22 protein-coding genes are annotated in these 25,025 nt (G+C 53.4%); 8 read left to right on the top strand and 14 right to left on the bottom strand.

The window, feature by feature from the left end:
* Positions 1 to 425 (top strand): zinc-binding dehydrogenase (locus tag OXG87_15390; protein ID MCY3870932.1); only part of this gene is annotated, 425 nt, incomplete at its 5' end.
* Positions 426 to 430: 5 nt separating this feature from the next.
* Here the strand turns inward: OXG87_15390 and OXG87_15385 are convergent.
* Together OXG87_15385 and OXG87_15380 are read right to left on the bottom strand one after the other, a co-directional pair.
* On the bottom strand, positions 431 to 841 hold the full coding sequence (locus tag OXG87_15385) for a hypothetical protein (protein MCY3870931.1): 411 nt from the start codon (positions 839 to 841) through the stop codon (positions 431 to 433).
* Between the two features lie 10 nt (positions 842 to 851).
* The gene (locus OXG87_15380) at positions 852 to 1,397 is read right to left on the bottom strand and encodes an RNA polymerase sigma factor (protein ID MCY3870930.1); all 546 of its coding nucleotides are present in this window, start codon (positions 1,395 to 1,397) and stop codon (positions 852 to 854) included.
* Positions 1,398 to 1,591: 194 nt separating this feature from the next.
* Here OXG87_15380 and OXG87_15375 point away from each other — a divergent pair, with 194 nt between their 5' ends.
* Complete coding sequence (locus tag OXG87_15375; protein ID MCY3870929.1) at positions 1,592 to 2,701, top strand: twin-arginine translocation signal domain-containing protein; 1,110 nt, start codon at positions 1,592 to 1,594, stop codon at positions 2,699 to 2,701.
* A 103-nt stretch (positions 2,702 to 2,804) separates the two neighbouring features.
* On the opposite strand, the gene OXG87_15370 is transcribed toward OXG87_15375, so the two are convergent.
* On the bottom strand, positions 2,805 to 4,124 hold the full coding sequence (locus tag OXG87_15370) for a TRAP transporter large permease subunit (GenBank protein ID MCY3870928.1): 1,320 nt from the start codon (positions 4,122 to 4,124) through the stop codon (positions 2,805 to 2,807).
* Positions 4,121 to 4,645 carry a TRAP transporter small permease subunit gene (locus OXG87_15365; protein ID MCY3870927.1) on the bottom strand — a complete coding sequence of 175 codons (525 nt, stop codon included), beginning with the start codon at positions 4,643 to 4,645 and terminating at the stop codon, positions 4,121 to 4,123. The genes OXG87_15370 and OXG87_15365 overlap by 4 nt, the downstream gene beginning before the upstream one ends.
* Before the next feature lie 158 nt (positions 4,646 to 4,803).
* Here OXG87_15365 and OXG87_15360 point away from each other — a divergent pair, with 158 nt between their 5' ends.
* From OXG87_15360 to OXG87_15335, 6 genes are all read left to right on the top strand, one after another.
* Positions 4,804 to 6,234 carry a sulfatase-like hydrolase/transferase gene (locus OXG87_15360; GenBank protein MCY3870926.1) on the top strand — a complete coding sequence of 477 codons (1,431 nt, stop codon included), beginning with the start codon at positions 4,804 to 4,806 and terminating at the stop codon, positions 6,232 to 6,234.
* Between the two features lie 286 nt (positions 6,235 to 6,520).
* Positions 6,521 to 6,736, top strand: a complete 216-nt coding sequence (locus OXG87_15355) for a hypothetical protein (GenBank protein ID MCY3870925.1) — start codon at positions 6,521 to 6,523, stop codon at positions 6,734 to 6,736.
* Positions 6,737 to 6,822: 86 nt separating this feature from the next.
* Positions 6,823 to 8,025 carry a DUF1343 domain-containing protein gene (locus tag OXG87_15350; protein ID MCY3870924.1) on the top strand — a complete coding sequence of 401 codons (1,203 nt, stop codon included), beginning with the start codon at positions 6,823 to 6,825 and terminating at the stop codon, positions 8,023 to 8,025.
* A 13-nt stretch (positions 8,026 to 8,038) separates the two neighbouring features.
* The gene (locus tag OXG87_15345) at positions 8,039 to 8,662 is read left to right on the top strand and encodes an isochorismatase family protein (GenBank protein MCY3870923.1); all 624 of its coding nucleotides are present in this window, start codon (positions 8,039 to 8,041) and stop codon (positions 8,660 to 8,662) included.
* A 7-nt stretch (positions 8,663 to 8,669) separates the two neighbouring features.
* Positions 8,670 to 10,454 carry an ABC transporter ATP-binding protein gene (locus OXG87_15340; protein MCY3870922.1) on the top strand — a complete coding sequence of 595 codons (1,785 nt, stop codon included), beginning with the start codon at positions 8,670 to 8,672 and terminating at the stop codon, positions 10,452 to 10,454.
* A 1-nt stretch (position 10,455) separates the two neighbouring features.
* A complete protein-coding gene (locus tag OXG87_15335) occupies positions 10,456 to 10,998 on the top strand; it encodes a DUF1854 domain-containing protein (protein ID MCY3870921.1) in 543 nt (180 codons plus the stop codon).
* Positions 10,999 to 11,058: 60 nt separating this feature from the next.
* Here OXG87_15335 and OXG87_15330 read toward each other — a convergent pair whose 3' ends face one another.
* The 10 genes from OXG87_15330 to OXG87_15285 form a co-directional block, all read right to left on the bottom strand.
* The gene (locus OXG87_15330) at positions 11,059 to 12,519 is read right to left on the bottom strand and encodes a proteasome accessory factor PafA2 family protein (protein MCY3870920.1); all 1,461 of its coding nucleotides are present in this window, start codon (positions 12,517 to 12,519) and stop codon (positions 11,059 to 11,061) included.
* A complete protein-coding gene (locus OXG87_15325) occupies positions 12,516 to 13,316 on the bottom strand; it encodes a hypothetical protein (protein MCY3870919.1) in 801 nt (266 codons plus the stop codon). The genes OXG87_15330 and OXG87_15325 overlap by 4 nt, the downstream gene beginning before the upstream one ends.
* Positions 13,313 to 14,116 carry a proteasome subunit alpha gene (locus OXG87_15320; protein ID MCY3870918.1) on the bottom strand — a complete coding sequence of 268 codons (804 nt, stop codon included), beginning with the start codon at positions 14,114 to 14,116 and terminating at the stop codon, positions 13,313 to 13,315. Before OXG87_15320 ends, OXG87_15325 begins: the two co-directional genes overlap by 4 nt.
* A gap of 3 nt (positions 14,117 to 14,119) precedes the next feature.
* On the bottom strand, positions 14,120 to 14,311 hold the full coding sequence (locus OXG87_15315; GenBank protein MCY3870917.1) for a ubiquitin-like protein UBact: 192 nt from the start codon (positions 14,309 to 14,311) through the stop codon (positions 14,120 to 14,122).
* Positions 14,312 to 15,859, bottom strand: coding sequence for a proteasome accessory factor PafA2 family protein (locus tag OXG87_15310; protein MCY3870916.1), 1,548 nt, complete (start codon positions 15,857 to 15,859; stop codon positions 14,312 to 14,314).
* Positions 15,846 to 17,486, bottom strand: coding sequence for an AAA family ATPase (locus OXG87_15305; protein ID MCY3870915.1), 1,641 nt, complete (start codon positions 17,484 to 17,486; stop codon positions 15,846 to 15,848). The genes OXG87_15310 and OXG87_15305 overlap by 14 nt, the downstream gene beginning before the upstream one ends.
* A 142-nt stretch (positions 17,487 to 17,628) precedes the next feature.
* Entirely contained in the window at positions 17,629 to 18,558 is a 930-nt protein-coding gene (locus OXG87_15300; protein MCY3870914.1) for a hypothetical protein, read from the bottom strand.
* Between the two features lie 171 nt (positions 18,559 to 18,729).
* A complete protein-coding gene (locus OXG87_15295) occupies positions 18,730 to 19,737 on the bottom strand; it encodes a Gfo/Idh/MocA family oxidoreductase (GenBank protein MCY3870913.1) in 1,008 nt (335 codons plus the stop codon).
* 167 nt (positions 19,738 to 19,904) lie between these two features.
* Positions 19,905 to 21,980: a T9SS type A sorting domain-containing protein gene (locus OXG87_15290; protein ID MCY3870912.1), complete on the bottom strand. Its 2,076-nt coding sequence runs from the start codon at positions 21,978 to 21,980 to the stop codon at positions 19,905 to 19,907.
* 91 nt (positions 21,981 to 22,071) lie between these two features.
* On the bottom strand, positions 22,072 to 25,025 hold a 2,954-nt coding region (locus OXG87_15285), incomplete at its 5' end, for a T9SS type A sorting domain-containing protein (GenBank protein MCY3870911.1).

The raw sequence follows: 25,025 nt of genomic DNA, 5'->3' as shown, positions 1-25,025 counted from the left end.
CGAAATCCTTTGGCGCAACGCACACCATCGACGCCAGCAAAGAAAATCCGGTCGAAGCCATAAAAGACCTCACCGGACGCGGGGCGGATTATTCATTTGTAGCAGTCGGCAGCGCGCAAGTCATCAATCAAGCCTGGGACTGTCTGGCATCCAGGGGTCAGTGTCTGCTCATCGGCCTGCCCCCAACCGGCTCCACCGTTACATTTGACACCGGCAGCCTCCAATCCAACGAACGCATCCTGCGCGGCTGCAGGTATGGAAGTGCGAGAACCTATGACGACTTCCCGCGCATGGTAGAACTCTACCTCGCCGGAAAACTAAAAATCGACGAACTCGTAACCCGGCGATTTGATCTGGAAGGAGCCAACGAAGCCTTTGACGCCCTGGCCGCTGGAGAAGTCGCGCGGGGGTTAATCGTCTTCTAAAAATATCAAAGACTATCTACAGGACTCGAAGCGGGAAAAATATTGATAATACCGCGTTGCGAAAGCGTATCTGAAAGCGAAACCCGGGGAGAATCGGTACGGCTCGTATCCATAACCGCAACTGGCGATTCGGGGGACCCTGTCGTCGCGGGATCGGGCTGCGACTTGCGGATACCCAAAACGGCAAACAGGACAATTCCCATCGCAAAAGCCATCTGATAAACGGGCCAGCGCACCGGGAACCTGAGAGAACGCAACACATTGAACCCACCGCGATCTCGCGCAGACATCTGGGCAACAACAGCATTGCGAATCGCCGGATCGGGTTCAAGACCGCCGGCCCCGGGAACTGCAAGCACCTGGCTCAGCAACTCATCCACATTCTCTTTCTTTTTAAACGGAATAACCCGCCTCATATCCATCTCCTCATCCACACAGGGAGTTTCGCCCCTGAAGTCTTTCTGCCAACTTCTGCGTAACATGGTGAAGCCTCGACTTAACCGTCCCCTCCGGACACTGGAGAATCTGGCTAATCTCTCGAATACTGCGACACTCCTGATGCCGCAATAAAAACGTCGTGCGCTGATCCACACTGAGCTGATCCAACTCATCCATCAGCGCGCGCAAAAATGCCCGTTCATCGCACGCCTTTTCTATGGCATAAGCACCATCAACCCACCCACAATGCAAATCAATATCGGGATCATTAACCACAACCTTCCGCACACTCTGCTTGCGATACTCATTCTTGCACATATTGTGTGCAACCGTATAAAGCCAGGACGCAAACGCATTCCCCCGCTTAAAACGGGCGGGCTTCTCGACAATCTTCAAAAACAAATCCTGGAGAAAATCCTGCGCCTTCTCCTCGTCCCCCCCCAGCATGCGATGAAAATAATAAAGCATCCGCTTGCTATATCGGGCATAGACTTCGTCAAAAGCGGCTGTATCGCCCCGCTGAATGCGGGCCATGAGCTTTTCATCGGAAAGCGTGTGATATTTTCTCAGGAACATAAAAAACCAAACAATACGTGATTAACTACGCGTCTCTACCTATTGCATACACCTGACATCGCCAAAAGGTTCAAACTTTTTCTATTTTTTATTTATATTCAGAGGGTGTATAATTTGATTTGTACAAACCCCTCAATTAAATCGGAGACACAATGGAACGAGTAAAACGACGCGACTTCATAAAAAAAGCCGGACTTGCCGGCGGTGCTGCATTCTTGGCGGGCTGTGCATCCCCCCAGGAAACCGGGGCACCTGCCGTACAAACGCGCAAAAAATACGAATGGAAAATGGTCACAACCTGGCCGCCGCACTTCCCCATCCTGGGAGAATCCGCTGAACACATCGCCAAATGGGCAGAAGAAATGTCCGAAGGCCAGCTCAAAATACAGGTCTATGGCGGCGGCGAACTCATCCCCCCCCTCGAAGGCTTTGACGCCGTCAGCGCCGGAACCGCGGAAATGTGTCACGGCGCCGCGTATTACTGGGCGGGAAAAGCGCAGGCAACCCAATTCTTTGCCTCTGTCCCCTTTGGCATGAACGCCCAACAAATGAACGCCTGGATCACCAGCGGCGGAGGCCTCGCCTTATGGGAAGAACTCTACGCCCCATTTAACCTCATCCCCATCCCCGCAGGCAACAGCGGCGTACAAATGGGCGGCTGGTTCAACCGCGAAATCAACGCCACAAGCGACCTTCAGGGCCTCAAAATGCGCATCCCGGGCCTCGGCGGCAAAGTCATCTCCAAAGCCGGCGGATCCGCTATCTTATCAGCCGGCGCAGAAATTTTCACCAACCTCGAACGCGGCGTCATCGACGCAACCGAATGGATCGGACCCTACCACGACACACTCATGGGCTTTTACAAAGCCGCCAAATACTATTATTATCCCGGCTGGCACGAACCCGGCACTGTCATAGAACTCATCATCAACAAATCCGCATATCAGACCCTGCCCAAAAACCTGCAAGACATTGTGCGAACCGCCGCAGCACGTGCAAACGCCTGGGCACTATCGGAATTTGAAGCCAAAAACAATGCGCATCTGCAAACCCTCACAAAAGACCACAACGTCATACTAAAAAGATTCCCCGACGAAGTCCTCAACACACTTCAAAAATACGCCGGAGAAGTCGTAGATGAACTCGTCGCAGCCGATGCCATGAGCAAAAAAGTATATGAATCATTTGAGACATTTCGCAAAAAAATGAACGGCTGGGCGGCGATATCGGAAAAAATCTATTACGAGAACTTGAGTGCATGAGCACACCAACCAAAATAAACACGGGCGGGCACAGGGGCCCGCCCCTACAGAATGAAAAATATCAACGTAGGGGACGGCCCCTGTGCCGTCCCGAAAACTTGTTTCATCCCCCCAAATATTTTGGCAGAGACGTCGCCATCTCGGGAAAAGTAATAACCAGCGTCAGCCCGATAAGCTGAATAATAATAAACGGAATAATCCCCCGATAAATATGGCCCGTGCGGACCTCGGGCGGGGCGACCCCCTTCAGATAAAAAAGTGAAAAACCAAAAGGCGGGGTCAAAAAAGACGTCTGCAAATTCATCGCAATCAGAATACCCAACCACAGAAGATCCACCCCCAACGCCACAAAAATAGGCGCCACAACCGGAACAATAATAAACGTAATCTCGATAAAATCGATAAAAAATCCCGCCACAAAAATCATAACCATCACAAGCGCGAGAAACGCGCCCGGACTCATATTCGTCGAAAGAATCAAATTCGTCAAATACGCATCCCCGTGCATACCGCGAAACACCAGACCAAACGCCGTAGCACCCACCAGAATAATAAAAACCATACACGTCAGATGGGTCGTCTCCACCATCACCGACTTCAGCGTCGCAAAAGAAAACTTCTTTTGCAACACCGTCAAAAGCGTCGCGCCAAACGCACCCACGGCCGCTGCCTCGGTAGGTGAAGCAATCCCCGCAAAAATAGAACCCAGCACCGCAACAAAGAGAACAGCCGGCAGAACAAACGCCTGAAAAACGCGCCGCACCATCGCCCTGCCGTAAAACTGCGCGAGTTCTTCCTCTGGCATCGCCGGTGCCCATTCGGACTTAAAAATCGCGATCAAAACAAGATAAACCACATAGAGCCCCACCAGAACAAAACCCGGCACCACAGCACCCACAAACATATCCCAAATCGAAACATTCAGCACACTACCCAACAGCACCAGCACAATACTCGGCGGAATAATCTGCCCCAAAGTACCCGACGCCGAAATCGTCCCCGTCGCCACCTCCGCACGGTATCCCCGCTTCAGCATCGTTGGCAAACTCAGCAACCCCATCGTAACCACAGTCGCGCCCACAATACCCGTAGAAGCCCCGAACAGCGCCCCCACAGCAACCACAGAAATCGCCAGACCCCCGCGCAAATGACCAAAAAGCAACGCCATTGTCTCCAACAAATTCTCAGCCAAACCGGACTTCTCCAGCATCACCCCCATAAACACAAACAAAGGCACGGCAATCAACACATAATTCGTCATCACACCCCAGATACGCAGAGGCAAAAGATTGAAAAAATCGGGACCAAACGTAAAATATCCCAAAATAAAAGAAACACCACCGACCGTAAACGCAACCGGAAAACCGAGCAAAAGCAAAAGAAAAAGAACGCCAAACAGAATCAAGGGCATCGCCTCAATCATCCATCCACCTCCTCATTGTGCCCCAGGACGGAGAGCAAAGACCGACACGCCAGACCCAGCCCCTGTAGCAAAAGCAGAACAAAACCGAAAGGAATAGCCGCCTTGAGCACCCATCGAGCGGGCAGCCCCCCCGGATTGGGTGATGTCTCCCCAATGTGAAAAGCACTAACCACAAAATACTGCGAACTCACAATCACAATAATGCAAAACGGAATCAAAAACAGAACGCTACCAATCAGATTCACCCACGCCTGTTTGCGGGGAGAAAACCGGCTATAAAAAACATCCACGCGCACGTGTTGATCGTGCTTGAGCGAATACGCAGCACCAAGCAAAAAAATGAGCCCGAACAAATGCCATTCCAACTCCTGAACAGCCACCAGGCTATTCTTCAGCAAATAGCGGGTAAAAACATCGTAACACACCACTGCGACCAGCACAGCAGTAAGCCACGAAACAACACGCCCAACGCGCTCGTTTAATCCATCGACAAATCGGATATATGCTCTTAACACCTGCAAAATGCGCTCCTCAAAAAAAATAGACTGCACAATATAAACAATAATTCGCAAAGCAGGCGACAAAATATGACCTTTGATATAGGATCATTTTTTGTGTAAATTTAATTTGTCATTTTGAATTTACACAAATTACCTCACCCACAAAAAGGAGTAACTCCATGCCAGAACAACCGAACATCCTGCTCTTCATCAGCGACCAACAGCGGACAGACACCCTGCGGTGTTACGGCAACGACTGGATACAATCGCCGCATCAAGACGCATTGGCAGAGCGCAGCTTCGTCTTTGAAAACACCTACGTCACACAACCCGTATGCACCCCTGCGCGCGGATCCTTAATGACCGGCCTGTACCCGCACAATCACGGATGCATGGTCAACCGGGACATATTACACGACGAAATCCCATCCATCGCAGAAATGCTGCCCGACACCTATCGGAAAGCCATGTTCGGAAAATGGCACCTCGGCGACGACTCTGTGCGACAGCACGGCTTTGACGAATGGATCAGCACAGAAGACGACCACCGCAACAAATACTCCCGCCCCGGCCTGCCCTTCAGCAGCTATTACTACTGGATGAAAGAACAGGGCATAGAACCCCAAAACAACAGCGCCACTGGCGAAATCATCTACTCACCGCGCCAGCGATCCCAACTCCCCGCAGAATACCAGATGGCCACCTTCATCGCCAACCACTCCGACCGATTCATCCGGGAAAACACACACCGCCCGTGGCTCCTCGTATTCAGCACATTTGAGCCACACCCCCCAATGACCGGACCCTACGACGGCATGTACGACCCCGACGCCCTGCCCGTAGGTCCCACCTTCATCAAAAAACCAGAAGGACACGCCTTATTTAACCGCGCGCGTGCAGAACACTACCTCAGCAACAGGGTTGAAGGCCAGGACATGCGACAAGAAAAATCCTGGCGAAAACTGCGGGCGCAATACTACGGCAACGTAAAAATCATCGACGACGCCATAGGCCGCATGGTACAGGCATTGGAAGAAACCGGACAAATGGAAAACACCATCTTTGCCGTCACCAGCGACCACGGCGAAATGGCGGGCGATCACGCCATGTTCGAAAAACGCGCATTCTACGAAGAATCTGCACGCGTCCCCATGATCTTAAGCGTCCCGTGGCTCACACAAACGCAAAAACGCATCGACGGCGTCTTTGGACACGCGGACCTCATCGCCACCCTTGTGGAACTCGCCAATCAGCCACTATTAGAAACCCTCCCGGGCCGCCCGTGTGCCGACGTCTTAAACGGCGAAACCGACCTGCGCGACCACACCGCATTCATGGAATGGAACGGCATAGGCGACCGCAACCTGGGCAACCCAAAAATCAACCTCATGGCAACCTTACCCTGGCGCTGTGCCGTAACCGGAGACCGGTGGAAACTCAACTTATGCGCGGGTGACCAGTGCGAATTATTCGACCTGAACAACGACCCCTATGAAGAAACCAACCTCTATGACGACCCTGCGCACCGCGACCAGGCGCGGGAAATCGCAGCCCGCATACGACTGTGGCAGCACGAAACAAATGACCATGCGCCATTGCCGGCAATATGAGCGGTCAGCGATCAGCGGTCAGCAGTCAGAAAAACAAGCAAAGTATTTACCTTTGGGTGGTCGGGCGGGGAACTGAAAGCTGATAGCTGAAAGCTGATAGCTCCTTTACAATTTACCTTGCAAATAAGCAGAGAATAGCTATATTGCATACATCGTGAGAACGCGGAATTGAGAGTATTAGCGAGACTTCCCCTCCCTATCTCTGCCCTTCCTCACGCATTCGGGCCGACTCTATTTGTACCAGAGCGCGGTGTAGTGTGTTTCACATCTCTTGAGGAACCCTGCCATGGACGACACGGCGTTGTTAAAACTGCTGGAGGCTGGGATTGGCGAAGAAGTCGCTGCTACACAACTGAACATATCTCCCCAACAAGTAAAAGGACGAATCAGAGAATATCTGCAAGCAGGCATCTTAAATTGCAATGGCGAACGCGAAACCATCAACTGGAAAGCCTTTGGCAAATGGAAAAAAATGAGGCAATTCGTTGAAACCGCGCATTAAAAAAAACAAAAACAGAATTATTCAATAAGATGGGCAGTCGCATGTGTGCAACTGCCCGTTTTTTATCTGGAGAAAGAAGCGTAAAAATGGGTAGATTGTGTACCTCCATTCTCTTTCTTTTCCACCTCGCAACATCTGTCTCTGCAACACAGGTACAAATGGGCGTAGATGTATTTTTGGCACACCACATCCATCTGGTAGAAAATGCGCGCGTCGGCCTGATCACCAACCCCACGGGACGCACAAAAACAGGCACCACAACAATCGCCGCCCTGCAACAGCACCCGGACATAAACCTCGTCGCCCTATTTGCACTTGAACACGGAATCAAAGCAAAAGCAAAAGCCGGCGAACACGTGCGCGACACGCAAATGGACAGCCTGCCCGTATATTCCCTCTACGGAAGCGGCCGCACCCTGAAATCCGCACTGGACAACATCGACGTCATAATCTACGACATACAGGACGTGGGAAGCAGAGCCTACACCTACATCTGGAGCCTGACCAAAATCATAAAAGCCGCGGGCGAACACAACAAACGCGTCATCGTCCTCGACCGGCCCAATCCCCTCGGCGGACTAACCGTAGATGGACCCATAAGCGAAAAAAAACGGCGATCATTAGTCGCGGGCCTATATCCAGTACCCCGCGCGTATGGACTCACAGCAGGCGAACTCGCCCGATATCTCAACCGCGAGCACCTGCTCGCCTGTTCCCTCACCGTCGTACCCATGGAAGGCTACTGGCGCAACACGCGCTGGGCGGACATCGGACGCGACTGGATCCGGCCATCGCCGAGGATCCCATCGCCCGAATCTGCCATAACCTTTGCCGCAACCGGAACCATTGGCACATTGGGAACAGTACACATCGGCATAGACACCGACATGCCCTTTCAAATCGCTGGTGCGCCGTGGATCAACGCAGAAAAAACAGCCCGCGACCTGAACGCCATGCAACTGCCCGGCGTAGAATTTCAACCCCTGATATTTGAACCCGACACATGGCTCTTTCGCAACAAAAAAGTACAGGCTATATTCCTGCACATAACAGACCCCATCGCCTTTCGACCCACGCGCACAGAAGTAGCCATACTCGCACATCTCGTAGCGACATATCCCGAATTCAAAATCCCAAAAGACCGGTATGAACGCTTTGACCAGGCCATGGGAACCAGCACTGTGCGCGAAGCCCTCTTAAAAGGCGACAGCGCACGGGAAATATGGGAGCGATGGGAAGGGGAATTGGAGAAATTCGCCACCGTGAGGGAAAAATATTTTTTGTATTAAAAAGGAGCACCCCATGCCCGGCGTCATATTCTGGGATGTCGATACCCAATACGACTTCATCATGCCCGACGGCAAACTCTACGTCACCGCATCGGAAAAGCGCTTGCCGAACCTCAAAAAACTTACAGACCATGCGAGACAACGGGGCATCCCCATCTACGGCTCGGTTGACAACCACCAGATAGACGACCCTGAAATCTCCGACAACCCGGACTTTCTGGAAACCTTTCCCCCCCACTGCATCGCTGGAACCTCTGGGCAAAAAAAAGTACCCGAAACCCAACCGCAAAACCCCCTCTGGATCGACCCGGATACCCCGGGCGACCTCATCAGCCGGGTACAAAAACACCGCGGTGAAATCATCTTTCGCAAACAGCGCTTCGACGTCTTCACCAACCCCAACGTCGAACCCGTACTCAACGCCATCAAACCCGAATGCATCGTCCTCTACGGCGTAGCCCTCGACGTCTGCAACGCCTACGCAATTCACGGCTTCTTAAAACGCAACACAGCGCCCATCCAGCTCGTCCTGGACGCCGCACAAGCCATTGACCCCGAACGCGGCGACCGCATGGTAGATGAATGGCGACAACAGGGCGTCGAAATCGTATCCACCGATCAGATTATCAACGCATAAAACGCCTATGAACGTCTTCCTCCGCCTCGTCACCTACATCCGCCCTTACCTGGGCCGCGTGAGCATCGGCATCGGCGCCACCCTCGTCATGATCGGCCTGGATGCCGCGCAACCCCTGCTCATGCGCGAAGTCATCGACAACATATTGACCCCCTACTTCACAGAAGGGAATTATATTGGCGGCGACTTCTCCGACACAAAAATCGCAACCGACTTCGACCTCCTCCAATACTACGCCCTGCTCCTCCTCGGCGTCTATATCCTCCACACCATCTTCAGCTTCATCAACCGCTACCTCCTCAACCGAACGGGACAGGACATCCTCTTCAGCCTCCGCGTCCAGGTCTATGACCACCTCCAGCACCTGGGACTGCGCTTTTACAACGACCGCAGCACGGGCGAACTCATGTCGCGCGTAACCGCCGACGTCGAATCCCTCCAATACACCGTCACAGACACCCTGGAACGCGTACTCGTCAATATCGCAACCATCTTCATCTACGGCAGCATCCTCTTTGGCCTCAGCTTTGAACTCGCCCTCATCACCCTGTTACCCATGCCCCTATACAGCATCCTCATCATCTTCTACAACCGCACCATACGCCCCTATTACACCATGGCGCGCGAACGCATAGCCGACATCAGCGCCCTCTTGCAAGACAACCTCTCCGGCATCCGCGTCATCAAATGCTTTGCCCGCGAAGGCCACGAACTCTCTCGCTTCACCCAAAAATGCAAAGCCTTCCTCACCATCAGCATCACCATCATCAAAACCCGCGTCGCCTTCTTTCCCCTCGCCCGATTCATCATCTCCATGGGACCCCTCCTCGTCCTCCTCTTTGGCGGGCGACAAATCATCTCGGGCGACCTCACCATCGGCACCCTCTTCGCCTTTCAAAGCTTTCTCTGGCGCTTCTACGGACCCGTAGAAAGCCTCACCCGCATCAACGACACCATCGTGCGCGCAGCCGCCTCAGCGCGTCGCATCTTTGAAATCCTGGACACCCAGCCCGAAATAAAAGACACCCCCAACGCGCTCCCCTTTGATCGCCTGAACGGCCGCGTTGAATTTCAAAACGTCACCTTTGCCTACGAACACGGACCCCCCGTCCTCCAGGGCGTATCCCTCATCGCACAACCCGGGCAACTCATCGGCCTCGTCGGGCCCAGCGGCGCGGGCAAAACCACCATCATCAACCTCATCTGCCGATTCTACGACCCCGACTCTGGCACCGTATGCGTTGACGGACATGACCTCAAAAACATGCAACGCGCCTCTTTGCGCAGCCAAATCGGCATGGTCTTACAAGAACCCTTCCTCTTCAACGGCACCATCCGCGAAAACATCGCCTATGGCAAACTCAACGCCACCGAAACCGACATCATCAACGCCGCCATGATGGCCAACGCCCACGACTTCGTCTGCGGATTCCCGGACGCTTATGACACCCACATTGGCGAACGGGGCGTGCGCTTATCCGGCGGCGAAAAACAGCGCATCTCCATAGCCCGCGCCATCCTCAACAACCCGCGCATCCTCATCCTGGACGAAGCCACATCTTCTGTTGACACCGAAACCGAAATGCTCATCCAAAAAGCACTCGAACGCCTCATGGAAGGCCGCACCACCTTTGCGATCGCCCATCGCCTATCCACCGTGCGCCGCGCCGACTGCCTCTACGTCATTGACCGCGGCAAAATCGTCGAATCGGGCACACACACCCAGCTACTCGCCAGTGACGGCCTCTACGCCCGCCTGTGCGACATGCAATTCGCGTTGGAAGAAGCGTAACATGGACATCATCACACAACAACTCATCCCCGAAACCATTGACATACGTCAAAACGGCGACAGCCTGATCCTCTTTGCCGACGGAGAAGAACTACACATCGATCACATCGTGCGCTGCTTCCCCTTTTCCACGCCCGACCAGTGGATCAGCCTCCGCGACAGGGACGGAACCGAACTCGGTCTCTTGCCCACACTCGACGGATTAAACACACAATCCCGGGCACGCGTTGAAGAACACCTCAAAGACCGCTACGACATCCCCAAAATCCAGACCATACTCAACATCGAAAGCAGCAAAGAAGGCGGCACAACCTGGGACATCGACACCGACGCGGGACCTATGAACTTCACAATCCGCGGCGATCAGAACCTCAACCTCAACGCATTTCCCGAAATCGTATTCACCGATGCCATAACGCGCAAACGCTACAAAATCCCCGACTATACCAAACTCGACCGCGCCAGTCAAAAAATCGCCCGCGCGTACCTGCCCATGAGCTCTCGCCACTACTCCGGACGCCGCGGCGGAAGGAGCAGGCGATAACAAAAAAGCCGACCACAATGTGATCGGCTTTTTTGTTTTTATTAATCATTCCCCTACTTCCTACTTCCTACTTCTCAACCCCATCATCTTCGACGCGATCTCGACCTCTTCGGCAAACGCCTCTGCCGCCTCGTCATACGTATCAAACGGATCGCGAAAACTCAAATGGTAATCATTTTCCAAATACACCGAATCCCAATCCACAATATACCGCACCCGATTTTCCGACAACGTCTTCACCATCGCCGCCCGCGCTTTTGCCCGCGTATCAGCCGGAGGCGTCCCACAAGCCTCCTCAACGCGATCATCGGTCAACACGCGCTTCATCTTACCCTGTTGCTCCAGATCGAAATACAACCCGCGATTGGGATCGATATTGTGATACTCCAGATCCAAACTCTGCAACCACGGATCGTCCCAACTCAAATTCTCCGACTCGCGAAACGCATCCAACAACCACTTCTTCGCCACCCAGTCCAGGCGATCTGTCAACTGCATCGGATCGGACGCCAGATCATCGAGCGTGCGCTCCCACTCATCCAGCACCCAATCCGACTCCTCATCCAGACCTCTCAAATAGCGCTGCGACAAATCCAGATAAACGCGCTGAATATCAATCGCCGAAATAGAGCGCCCATTTTGCCGATCCAGAACCCACTTATGTGTTGGATCGCGCGAAATCTCCTTCAGTGCCCACACCGGATCGCCCAGTGCCACCACATCCCCCGGAAAAATCTTCCGCTCCAGAAGATTCAACACCATCGCAGTCGTGCCAACCTTCAGTGCCGTCGCATACTCCGACATATTCGAATCGCCCACCAGAAGGTGCAAACGGCGGTACTTGCTGTGATCTGCCAGCGGCTCATCTCGCGTATTGATAATTGCGCGAGAAAACTGAATCCACTGATAGATCTCAGTCACAATATGATCCGCACGCTGAGAAATCTGGAAATTCACCGGATCTTCCCGGTTGGTCACATCGCGCGCATTGTGTCCATAATAATAAAAACTGTCGTCATAACTGCCCACGCGGCCTGCACCGCAAAAAATCTGGCGCGTCACCAAAAACGGCAACAGCGCGGGAATGACAACCGTTGAAAACGGCACATTGCGCCTGACCAGATAATTTTCGTGACAGCCAAACGTCGCCCCCGTATAGTGATCGATATTATTCTTCAAAAACGACGCTTCCTTAGCCAGCCCCAGCGCGTGCAATGCCCGATGCAAAATGATATCCCCAGCCCGATCAAAAGCCACAATATCCCACAACCCCATACACTCCGGCGTCGCGTATTCCAGATGCCCCATATCGATATAAACCCGCCCGGCATTAAACAAAAAACCCCCATTGCCCGGGGGTTCATCCCGTCCGCGATAGTGAATATCCACAATCCCGATACGGTCAACGTGAAAAATGTGATCCTTAACCTTCACCGAAATGGTATCTGGACTTACAAAACCCTCGTGCTCGGGTGCCAAACACCCATATTCGGTTTCAATGCCAAAAATGCGATCTCTCATGAGGACCTCTCAATGAACTGCGCCAGCGCGGGCGCAATTTCTTCTGCATCGACATTGCGGTACTTGTTCTTCCCCAACTGCGACCGTTCGAGCACCACCGCCTCCACCTCCATATCCTTCAACTCCGCCACAAGCACATCATCCACATCGACCTCCCCAGCCACCTGCTCCAACGCGTCGGCATCGGCAGGCACCTCGTCCATCTTCCCAATCCATCGCCCTATTGCCCAGGCGCGAAGCGCAGCACCTGCGGCATCAGATAGTGACAACGCCTCCGTATCCAGACCCGACAACTCGCGCACCATCATCACATCCGCCTCCACAACGCCCCCCACAGCAGCCCCTCTCTCGTGCCGGTGAAACGCGCCATCGTAATCCACCGTATAAAAAATGTGCGCCCCCTCCTGCCCATCCATCTCCGCGAGAAGCACCCGCGCCAAAAAAGGAGACCGCACCACATCGTCAAACCCCGCCTTAATCGCAGGACCGAGACCAAAATACACAATTTGACGCAACGTCACATCGTCTTCTGAATAATTAAACCCAATCGAATGCGCCATATCAATCGCGGCCTGCCGCAGATTCTCGATATCCGTCGAATGCCCAATCCCCGCGAGCAAGAGGCGATCGTACACCTCAAACACCTTCTGCTGACTCTGCGACAGCGTCAGCAACAAAACCCCATCCTCGTAACCCACCCCCACAACCGGACTACCCTGCCGAATCTGGTCCTCAATATACTCGCGCCGATTCGCAACAGCCTCTGCCCAGCGATACGGCTCATCAGACAACATCATGCGCGTCCCGCCTCCTCCCCATCCACATATTGAACGTAAAGCTCCCGCAACGCCTCGGTCTCGATCTCTGCCAGACCCGACGCCGTAATCGTCTTCACCGACGGAAAAATATCAGCCGACCGCTCGTATCGCCCCGTAGCCGAATCGTATTCCGACGCCGTATCCAGAAGCTGGAGCGCGTGCCCGATAGCCGCATCCCGATCCATATCCACAAAGCGCCGACCGCCCCAGCGATTCAAATAATACATCGCACCGCGAATCGCCGGCGACCCCGACCCCGTCGTCGTAAAATCCGCACTCTCAAACTGCGCCCCCAGCGCGTCGTAAAAATAAATTTTACCCCGCGCATCCACCCGGTCATACGTCGCAAAAATGGGAATCACAGCGCCAATACCCTGCATCGCCATCGGCAAATTATCCTTGATCAACAGCGACAACCGGCGCAACTTCGCCTGCAAACTCATCTCCTGAAGCAACCGGCGGCGATAATACTGAAACGCATGCTCTAAAATGCGCGCAATCTCAAACGCAATCGAAGGCGACCCCGAAATCGCCATCACCGAAAACGCATCCAGATCGATCACCTTATCCGCGCGGTCGTAAAGCACCATATTGCCCGCAGTAGCGCGGCGATCCCCTGCAACGAGCACCCCATCGGCATATTGAAAAGCCAGAATCGTCGTCGCATCCGTCGGCTCAAAAGGCAGTGCGCGCTCGGCCTGCACATCGCCCAAATTCTCACCCGGAAACCGGTATCCCGATTGCCGCAGCAAATCGACAAAATCCCCACTCGATTGCATGGACTACTCGCCTGTACGCTGGCGATAGCGCCGCGCCTGATTGGGATCAACGCGCCGCATGCGCCGCAACAAATCGCGTGTATCTGGCCGCTCCACCTTTGGGCGCGCGGGGCCACCATCGCCATCATCACCCGGACCAGGTCCTCCCGGCTCGACCGGCTTCGTCCGTCGTTCAAACTGCAAGACCTTATCCATCTACGGCCTCCTTTCTACCTTGTGCAAAGCAGCTAAAAACCCCTCCAACGTCTCCGAACGATCAAGTACCTCATTATAACGCTCTACCCGCTCTCCATCCACCAATAATTTCATATCCACTGCATGCTGGCGGCCATTGCGCTTAAACACAATGCGATCCCAGTTAATCGACGACACATAATCGCCGAACTTCTCCAAACTGCGCCCTCGAAAATACGCCCGTGTACCCGAAGGCGGTTCCGACATTGCCGCTGCCACCTCATCATCGCCCACCAGACGCACCATCTGCCCCTGCGACTCCAGCAAATAATACAACCCCGCATCCCGATCCACGTTGCTATACTCCAGATCCTGGCTCTGCATCCAGAACAAATCATCGGGATTATCCCACGCCAGATTCTCCGCCTCGCAAAAACTATCGATCAGCCACTTCTTCGTCACCCAATCGCACACACCCACCAGATCCATTGGATCGCGGCTCAACTTCTCTATCACATCTTCCCACGCCGACAACACCCAATCCGTCTCGCGATCCCGCCCGGCAAACTCGCGCCGCGCCAGAGCCAAAAACGCATCCTGAATTTCAATCGCGGGAACGAGGCGATGGCCGGGACCCTCGACCTCTACCAGCCACGCATACGACTGATCCCGGGCGATATTCTTCATCGCCGCAATCGGATCCTTCAGCCGATAATCGGGCAAACAATCCGCCTCAATCAAATCGATCACCAGCGCCGTTGACCCCACCTTGAGCGCCGTCATATACTCCGACATATTGGCATCGCCCACAATCACATGCAACCGGCGATATTGCGCCGCATCGGCGTGGGGTTCATCGCGCGTATTCACAACCGGACGCTTGTGCATCGTATCCACACTCGCGATCACCTCAAAAAACTCCGCGCGTTGCGACAACTGATAAATCGGTGCGCGATCCTCTCGCTCAACACCCACCTTACCAGCCCCACAAAAAATCTGCCGCGTGGGAAAAAACAGCAACAACCCCTGCAATATACGCTCGAAGGGCACCGAACGATCCATCAAATAATTTTCGTGACACCCGTAGCTATGCCCTTCAAAATCCGTATTATTCTTATACATCCGCACAACGCCCTGATCGAGCATCTCCGTGCGCCGCTGCGCGCAAATATCCACAATGCGCTCCCCCGCCTTATCCTGTGCCACAAGCTCGAACAAACTCGTGCACTCACCCGTTGAATACTCCGGATGCGTATGATCGTTGTAAAACCGGGACCCATTGTAAATAATCAAATCGCTCTTCAATTCCTTAAACGGAATTTTGCGCTTGCGGTCCTGCTGCAAATGCACCTTCTCATCGGCATCATTCAACAGATTTTTAACCTCAAACCCCCGCTCATCCCGACGGGGATTCTCCAGCCGATAATCCCACAACGGAACAAAAGCCCCTTGCTGATAGCATCGAATCAACTGCATCGACTCTTCGACCACATCGACCTTATCCACCTCGTCAATCGTGATCCCGTATTCCGTTTCTATACCGAATAAGCGCATATCACACCACGCCATGCCTTGAGGTGCGTCGCTCTCGCCTGGGGCGAATCGGCACTGCGCGCACCACATTTTCGGGATCGTAATCCAGCAACTTCAACCAATCCTCTGTATTATCCGTCGGCGGGAAAATCTCATTCTCGCTGTATTCGGTCTCAATCCCCACGAGCAAATCGTCAAAACCAATCCCATCTTCTGCGCCCGACGCAATACACCGCTTAATCACAATCTCCTTCGCGCGCTGCACAATAGACTCGAGAATAGCCCCGCTACACAAATCCCCGCGGCTCAGCACCTCCTTGCGACCGCTTCTGAGCAACACCTCTAAAAAGCGCGTATCATCGCGCCTGGCATATATCTCTGCGATCGCGCGCCCCACGAGATCGTCAACCGCTGCCTGTACATCGCCGTCATGCGCGTTTAACGCATCCTCTGACAGCGGCAAATCAGCCGTCAAATAAATACCCAAAATCTCGCGTGCGGCATCCTCATCCGGACGAAGCACCTTGATCTTGCGATCAATGCGCCCCGGGCGCAAAATCGCCGGATCGATCAAATCGGGGCGATTGGACGTCAAAATAATCACCACATCTTGCAGGGAATCGATCCCGTCCATCTCAGAACAGAACATCGGCACAACCGTATTTGAAATATTGTGCGACCGAATCGCCCGCCGCGTCCCTAACACCGACTCTGCCTCGTCGATAAACACCACCGGCAAAAACCCCTCGCGCCGCTTCTCGCGCGCCTGAGAGAAAATCTCGCGCACCTTGCGCTCGGACTCTCCCAACCACATATTCAAAATCTCAGGACCTTTAATATGCATAAAACACGCCTTGAGATTCAGGCCATCTGCCTGCACCTGCTTCTCCAGATTGTACGCCGTCGCCTTCCCGATCAGCGTCTTGCCGCACCCTGGCGGACCGTACAGCAAAAACCCCTTGGGCGTACTGTACTGAAACCGCCTAAACAACTCCGGATGCAACACCGGCATCTCAATCGTATCTTTAATCGCCTGAATCGCATCCTTTTGCCCACCGATCTTTTCCCACGGCAAATCCGGAACTTCCTCCAGATAAAAATCCTTCACCTCGGAATGCGGCATCTTCTCCAGCGCCACGCGAAAATGCGGATCAATGCGCACCTCTTCGCCCGCCTTCAAAGCCTCGGCCTCCAGATCTGCCCCCCGCAGCAAAATATGCGTCTGCGAACCGTGTTCTTGCCCCACCTGCAAGCGCCCATCGTCCAGGACATCGACAATTTTGCCCACCGTACCCGACGGAGACTCGCCCATATCGCCCACCACGGCAAACGCCTCATTGACAAGCACCCGCGTCCCCACCTTCAAACGTCGCTCATCCAACCGCGAATCCACATTGGCGTAATACTCCGCCCCACCCACCGTAATGTACGCGATGCCATTTTCCGGTGCCGACAGCAACGTACCGACCCGATTTGCCGGCGCCGTCACCTTCTCCAGCGCCCCTTCCAGTTCCACAATCGTGCGCCTCGCCTCCTCAAACGTAATCTCATCTTCCTGAAGCTGCCGGCGCAACTGGTACAACAGGGGCCGCCGTCGATCCGTTTCATCCATCGTCATCAAAATCTGATCGATAATCGACAGCGACTGAAACGTATGCTGCATATCCACATAGTCCTGAAGAAAATCTTCAGGTGACTTTCTCTGACGATCAGAATCGCTGGTATTGATGGCTCACCTCCTGGGATCAGGATGAAAGGATTTTCTGAAGGATACCATATCTCAAAACCCGTGTCAAGCCGTGAACCTACTCCTTTTCGATCTTCTCCAACTTGCGCTCCATATCAATTTTAATCTCGGCGACAATATTGTCAATCGGATCTCTCTTCCCCGCTTTAATCACAACAGGCTTAGTAATATCAAAATGCGCCTTGTGCTCCAGCACCAGGCCGCGCGTCGCATCGATCACCCACGACCCACCGCCAGTACCCTTCCCATTGTAATACAGAGAAGCCGCACTCACCTCAATCCACCCCGCGTACGCCACCTCACTCTTTTCCTCAATATGCACCTCCACGCGCCCCTTCTCATTCTTGATATTCTTCACCTCGTACGTACTCTTAATTTTAATCTCCGAATCGCGCCCCAGCATATCCATACTCGCAAAAGGGCGCCAAAAATCGCGCTCGCCCGTCCACGTATCGCCCTTATTAACCGGACCCTCTGGCAAAACGGGCGCAAACGCGGGCATCGCCCCCTGGTACAAATCCGTAATCAAATCCTGCCGCTCCACGCGAAACGCGGGAAAATCTGGCTCGAACTTCTGCACCCTGCCCTCGGGCGTCACCTGCCAGGTAAAAACCCGATCATTAAACATATCAAACGTAAACGGAAACTGCTCATACGTCTGCTTCTCACCCAGAAAAATCGCAGCACTCAAACCCTTTTTAATCACAGCCTGAACGCCCATCACCCCTTCGGGAATCGTCCTCCCCGGTAACGCCTGGGGCACAACCACCTCTTCATGGCTGCGCCACTCATTATCTATAATCACGCGAATATGCCCGCTCTGCATCACAATCTGCTCGCCCATATTGCTGTAATACTCCACCCGGAACTTGTGCTTATATCGCGCCTTGCGTCCCTCTGGAAACTTCAGCGCCAGCGCCGTGGGCTGTGCCCAACAATCGGCGGCAACACCCACGAATAAACCGAGAATAATTGTTAATTTCCACATAAGCACCTCTGTCTGAATCAGGATTTAAGGATGAACAGGATAAAAATCAAAAGCAAAACCTTCTGGATCGCGGCTCAGAATCATACCGCGATGACGGGTGCTTCTAACGTCTCTCTTCACCGTGAACCGATCTGGATAGTACACCGCTTCTCAATTTTTAATTTTTAATTTTTAATTCCTAATTCTCTTCACCCGCACCGGTCGCCCGCCTTTTTCTGCCGACTCCCAGGCGGCCTCTGTCAACTGAATCACGCGCAAACCGCACACCGGCGGCACCTGAACCTCATCGCGCCCCAAAATCGCATCCACGAAATTTTGATCTGGACTCACAAACCGCGAAGGCAAACTATCCGCATCGACCTCTACCGGTGCGCTGCCACCGTATTTGCACGTCAACTTCCCATTGCGAGAATAAATCGCCCCCTTCGTGCCCCAAATCGTAATATCCTCCCACATCCCCGGACCCGGACCCGTCCCCACAACAGAAAAATTCGCCAGCGCGCCATTCTCAAACACAATTGACAGCGCCGAATTAATATCCACCTCAGTATCCAGATAATCCATAAATGCCGACACGCGTTGGGGCGCCTGATCCACCATCCACAGCACAATATCCAGCAAATGACTCCCAGAATCATTCAACTGACCCCCGCCCGACAGCGCGTGAACCTGTCGCCACTTCCCCTGTTGATTCTCATACCAGTGTTGATCTTGCATCGCCTGAATAAACTGAACCTCTCCGATCTCCCCGGACTGAATCTGATTCCGAATAAACCGAAACGTCGGCGCCAGATGCCGTTGATAAGACACCATCAAAATGCGATCCACCTCCTCTGCCTTATCCATCACCTGAAACGCGTGATCAACCGTACAGACCATGGGCTTCTCCGTCAGCACATGCAGACCCTTATCCAGACTATCCATAATCTGTTCAAAATGCAAGGTATGCGGCGTAGAAATCTCGGTCGCATCCATCTCCACCTCATTCAGCATCTCCCTGTGATCTGCAAACCTCGGCAACGCCTCTGCCTCTGGCACGCGCGCGAACAACCGCGCAAAACTCGCCTCACTCGGATCTGCCAGCGCCACAACCTCCACATCCTGCATCTTCATCAACCGCCCGAGGTGGCCGCCCATATTGCCACCGCACCCGATCAAGCCCATTCGCACCTTCTCCATTTACGTCTCCTTTTTTAGGTAAGAAGTAAGAGTGCTCGAATATAGTTTCACATGTACAATCTCGCAATAACAAAAAAAAGGCCACTGGACAAAACGTCCAATGGCCTTTGAATTTGGCACCGTCCCAGGAATCGGCGCCGTCCTCACGGGTGAGGCATGCCTCACCCCTACTTCAACAGCAGCATCTTCTGGATCGCGGTATTTGGACCCGCTTTGATCTTGGCGATATAAACGCCACTACCAACGCTGCGGCCCATCTGGTCCTTAGCATCCCACTGGACACTATAGCGACCCGCCGTATAATGCTGACTCACGAGTTGACGAATCTCCTGCCCAATCGCATCGTAAATGATGACAGACACATCTGCATCAGTGGGCAAATCGTAGGAAATCGTCGTCCTCGGGTTAAACGGATTGGGATAAACAGCCGAAGCAAATTCCGTGGGCAGGGTGAAACGCGCGCCCAACAGCACCTCAATCGGATTAGAACGGTTCACCGTCCCATCCAGATCAATCTGCTCGAGAACATAATAAACGATCTCAGCAGCGGGAAGGCTGGTATCCTCAAACATATAATCCATCAGCTGATCGGTCGTACCAGCACCAGCGATAAGCTCGCTAACCACCTCGTAGGTCTCTCCATCCGTGCTGCGAAGCACGCGGAAACCCGCATTATTGGTCTGCGAAGCCGTCGCCCAGTTGAGCACCACGCGGTCTTCGATCACGGATCCGACAAATGACGACAACTCAATCGGCACCTGCTCGTCAAACTGGACAGTCACCTCAACAGCAGACATACCATCGGAAGCCGTCACCTTGACAACAGCCGAACCCAGACCACTCGCCGTCAACGTATAGACATTCTGCATATCCATTTCCGGGTGGCCATCGACCATAGCCGCACCTTCTACTTCATGCGAAAAGGTAATCTTCGAACCCTCGGCAAAGCCCAGCGCCGTAATCTTAATCATCGCTTCGCCACCGCGCGGAATAGTCGCAATATGCGCAGACACCTCCAGCCGCGGACCGAAATTGTACATCACCGGAGCGGGAATATAAGGCAGCATCATGGTTTCACCAGAACCGAGAAGTACGTTCATCGACTCAATGCCAACTGAAAAAGACATCTCCTCGGCACCGGTCATCAGCTTCAGCGTACCCACATAGCCACCATTGGCCAGCATCACGCCCTCTTCAGAACCAATATCGACCTGAAGATTATCATTTGACATACCCAGCAGCGTCAGACCTTCAGCAGGCGCAAAACCCGTGACCATCGCAGCAGCAGCCGGATCAATAACGAGCTTTATACTCGCACCACCAAAGAGAACACCACCTTCGGCATCACCTACAAACACCTCAATAGCGAACTCTTCATTGGCACCAACACTGGCCGCCAGCATGCCATCATCCATCATATTCATCATATCGCCGACAACGGCATCCAGGGCGGGAAGCCTCACCTCGGCAAATACAATCGTAATCGGATCGGTTGTGGTCATACCATCACCCGCCGTCACAGTCACAACTGCCGGGATAGTCGCCGTCAACGTCAGGGTGGCACCATCCACCTTCTGCTCAATATTAAACTCACCAGCGATCTGCACATCAAAAGTAATCGTCGCATCCGCGGGAAAATTCACCGCCGTCACCACGGCCTGCCCCATACCACCTCGCGGCACCGGGACAACAGGCGTAGCTGTCTGCAGCTTGGGCGCGACATTAAAACTGATCGTACTCATCATCGCCATCATCTCTGGCGCGATGACATCGGCAGACGCCGCGCTTTCGGCAAGCGTAACCGCCTTAATGCCCAGGTGAAATTCCTTACCCGTAACATCCGCCACAGTAGAAAACTCGGCCCGTCCAATAAAACCGGACTCGGGCAGCGTAACAGGCGCAGTACCTGCGAAGTTTACACCCGTCGCCTCTGGAATAGAAAACAGAAACGCACTATTCTCGACCTTATCGAGCTTCAACTCTTCGGCTTTAAAATCAAATTCGATCTTCACACCGACCAGCGACGTGGTCACGCCCTTGGCGAAGACCTCAACGGCAATTTTTGTGCCCTCTCCAGAAACATTACCAGAATGAACGCCATCATCCATCTGATTGCCTGCCCCGCCATCGGTAATCAAATCAATCGTCACCGTCGCATTTGCATTGGGACCTGCAGAGGCCTGGCCTGCAAAAGCGAGAAATGCAAGGGCAGTAAAAAATAACAATCCTTTTTTAATCAACATTTGCAAGACTCCTTCGCTGAAAACTACTCCTTGTAAGTTCTAAGGGGAAAATTGGTAGGGGCGAAAAATCTTTCGCCCCTACCAAAACGAATTACTTGAGCAGCATCAGCTTCCGCACATCCTGGAACTTCCCTGCCGAGAGCTGGTAGAAATAAATACCACTCGAAACCGGCATTCCACGATCATCCATACCGTCCCAACGGACCTGGTAACGACCAACCGACTGCGATTCAGCAGCAATCAGCGTCCGCACGACCTGACCCACCACATTGTAAATCTGGAGCGTCACATCGGCAGACTCGGCCAATTCATACCCGATCGTCGTATCGGGGTTAAACGGATTGGGGAAATTCTGGAGCAGTGCAAACTCTGTAGGCGTCGTCTGGATATCCAGCACACCGCCAATCAATGGATTGGCGAGTTGCTGCGGATCAAAGACCAGACCGTTGGCAATCTCGAACCGCGCATCATCTTCAAAATCGCGCAACACGCGGAACACCAACCGAACAATATCGCCACCGCCAGAAACCTCCGAGCCATTCACGACCGCATTCATCACGTGAACCTGCCCGGCCTCTTCCGGCCAACTCCTCAACAGCGGGGTCTCGCCACCTGAAGACAGAAGCAAATCCTCAGCAGCCGGCATCGCCTCTACAAACTCGAACTTCTCGGCATCGTAGTGTAGCACAAACCCATAACCCATCAGAGCCTGCACATTGGCGATAGACACATCCACGAACATCGTCTCGCCAACCACCACGCGATCACTGCCCAAACGCAACGAGAGCTCGGCTGCCTCATTCACGCCAGGAGGCGGAATCAAAGACTTGCCAGCCGGACCTGTCGCTTCCTTGCCATAAGAGCCAAAGAACAGGATAAAGTCATCGAAATTGACCATCTTATCGTCATTCAGGTCAGCCTGAACAAAGACTCTCCAATTCTCGTGCGTCTCGTCTGTATTAAACGCCATCGTAAAGGCCACAAAATCTTCAAAGTCAACCGTCAGCGGCGTCATAGCTCCGTGCCTGTCGAGCTTCACGATATAAACAGGGCCACCGTCTGAATCCACAAACGGCTTGCGCGTCGGGATCAACTCGACCACCAGCGGAACACTCGGTGTCATATTGGTACCGTCCATTGCAACCACGGACACCAGCACCGCGGGCACACCCTGATTAATCAGACTCTCGATCAGTGCAGCCGGAACCTGGAAACTGCTCGAACCAGCGGGAGCAAGCCCGATATCGAGCATCGCATCTTCGCTGACACCACCTCTGACCAGGTAGCTCGTCACATGCGGAATAACAATTCCGTGACCGCGATACGTCACCACATCCATGCCACCATCATCGGCGGACATCGTCCAGGTAACCATCCCGGTCTCTGCATCAGCGGCAAGATCGGTCACCATAGCAGGGGCTGTATCGTCAATCGCAGCCACCATACCTTCCGTCGCCGTAATCGGAGACGAAACAATGGGACCGTGTCCATCTGTGCGGATATTCTGCGGAACAGCCAGATTGCCACCAATGAGAACACTCAAATCGGGATCCAGAGCCGCAAACACCACATTCTTCCTGTCGCCAATAAGCGCATTAATATAATCAGCAGAAGGCATAAACATCTGTGCAAGCTCATCCTCGGTCACAACCAGATTGGGATCCAGACCCAGGAACTGAGCCAACTGTTGCACGCTCTCCTTGGAGAACACGCGCTTGCCAGCAGGCGTAATCTCTGCCGAAGACATACCCTTCTCGGCAGCGACGCCCCAGCGCGTCGCATTGTTGTCCGTCACCGGAACAACGGCGCGCGTCATACCTTCTTCATCATCATTGTCCATCGCATCGATAACAGCCCAGGGAACCCACTTTGCCATCGGTGTATCGGTCGTTACCACATTGCCTTCGGCATCCATCGTGGTATTCACCATCATCTCGCGATACACGCGATACTGACTCACATCAGCGTGATTCGCCGAATTGGCAAAACTCACCATTACATAGTGACCGTTATCCCCTTCCTGATCCTGCACAACCACACTGGCAGGAGCAGCGGGCAAAGCCTGTGTAAACGACACCGCAACCGCAGACGTCGTAACGCCAGCGCCAGTAGCCGTTACAGACACAGACACTGTACCAGTAGCCGTCAAAGTCAGGACATTGCCATCTGACGAATGCGTAAGATAGTTCTCTGAACCACCCGTTACCTCGACATTGAACGTAACCTCAGTACCGGGAGCAAAGCCCGTTGCCACAACCGTTGACGACTCACTGCCAACCATAGTCTGCGGAACTTCGACATCCGCCATATCTGTTGCAACTACGGGCATCTTCCTGAAGGTAATGGTCTTCGGATCCGTCATCAGCGTACCATCAGAGGCGATCAACGTCACTGTAGATGTCAGGGATATATCATCAGAATCCATAGCGGTCAACATCGCAGTCGCACCATCAGTATCAATATCAACCGTAGCTGTACCGGTTACTTCACTGACAGTCCAACTGATATCTGCACCCAGACCAGTCGCTGTGACAGTCACCATCACCTCTCCGCCAGCCGGAATAACAACATCAGCGTTATCCGCTGTCAGATAAGGAGCTGGATTCATAAACGAAATCATCAATGGGGCAGTCGCATTACCCATATCATCTTCAGCTACCATCATCACATCGCCGGCCTTATCCGTCGATACCTTCCAGGTTGCAGCGCCATCTGCCGTTGCAAACCCGGTACCACCCGTGATCCGAAATCTGATATTGGCACCTTCGGGAAAACCGTAAGCTGTTACAGACGCTTCACCCGTGGAACCAAAATCATCAAACACCACTGTGGGTGTCTCTGTATGCAGGGACGCCATAAACGCAATAGAAACGGCGTTGGACATAACATCACCAACGGATGCCGTCACAGTCGCTGTAGATACAGTACTCGCGGACACCGTCGCAGACATACCGTCCTCATTCTCGGTCACACCTTCGCCTGCAAACATAACATCTGCGCCTTCGGCCTGACCACTCACCATCACCATCGCCATCCCACCATCAG

It is taken from the genome of Gemmatimonadota bacterium, assembly GCA_026706845.1.
GTDB lineage: Bacteria > Latescibacterota > UBA2968 > UBA2968 > UBA2968 > VXRD01.
Note: the sequence above shows the minus strand (reverse complement) of the source record. Positions and strands in the feature narration are given on the sequence as shown.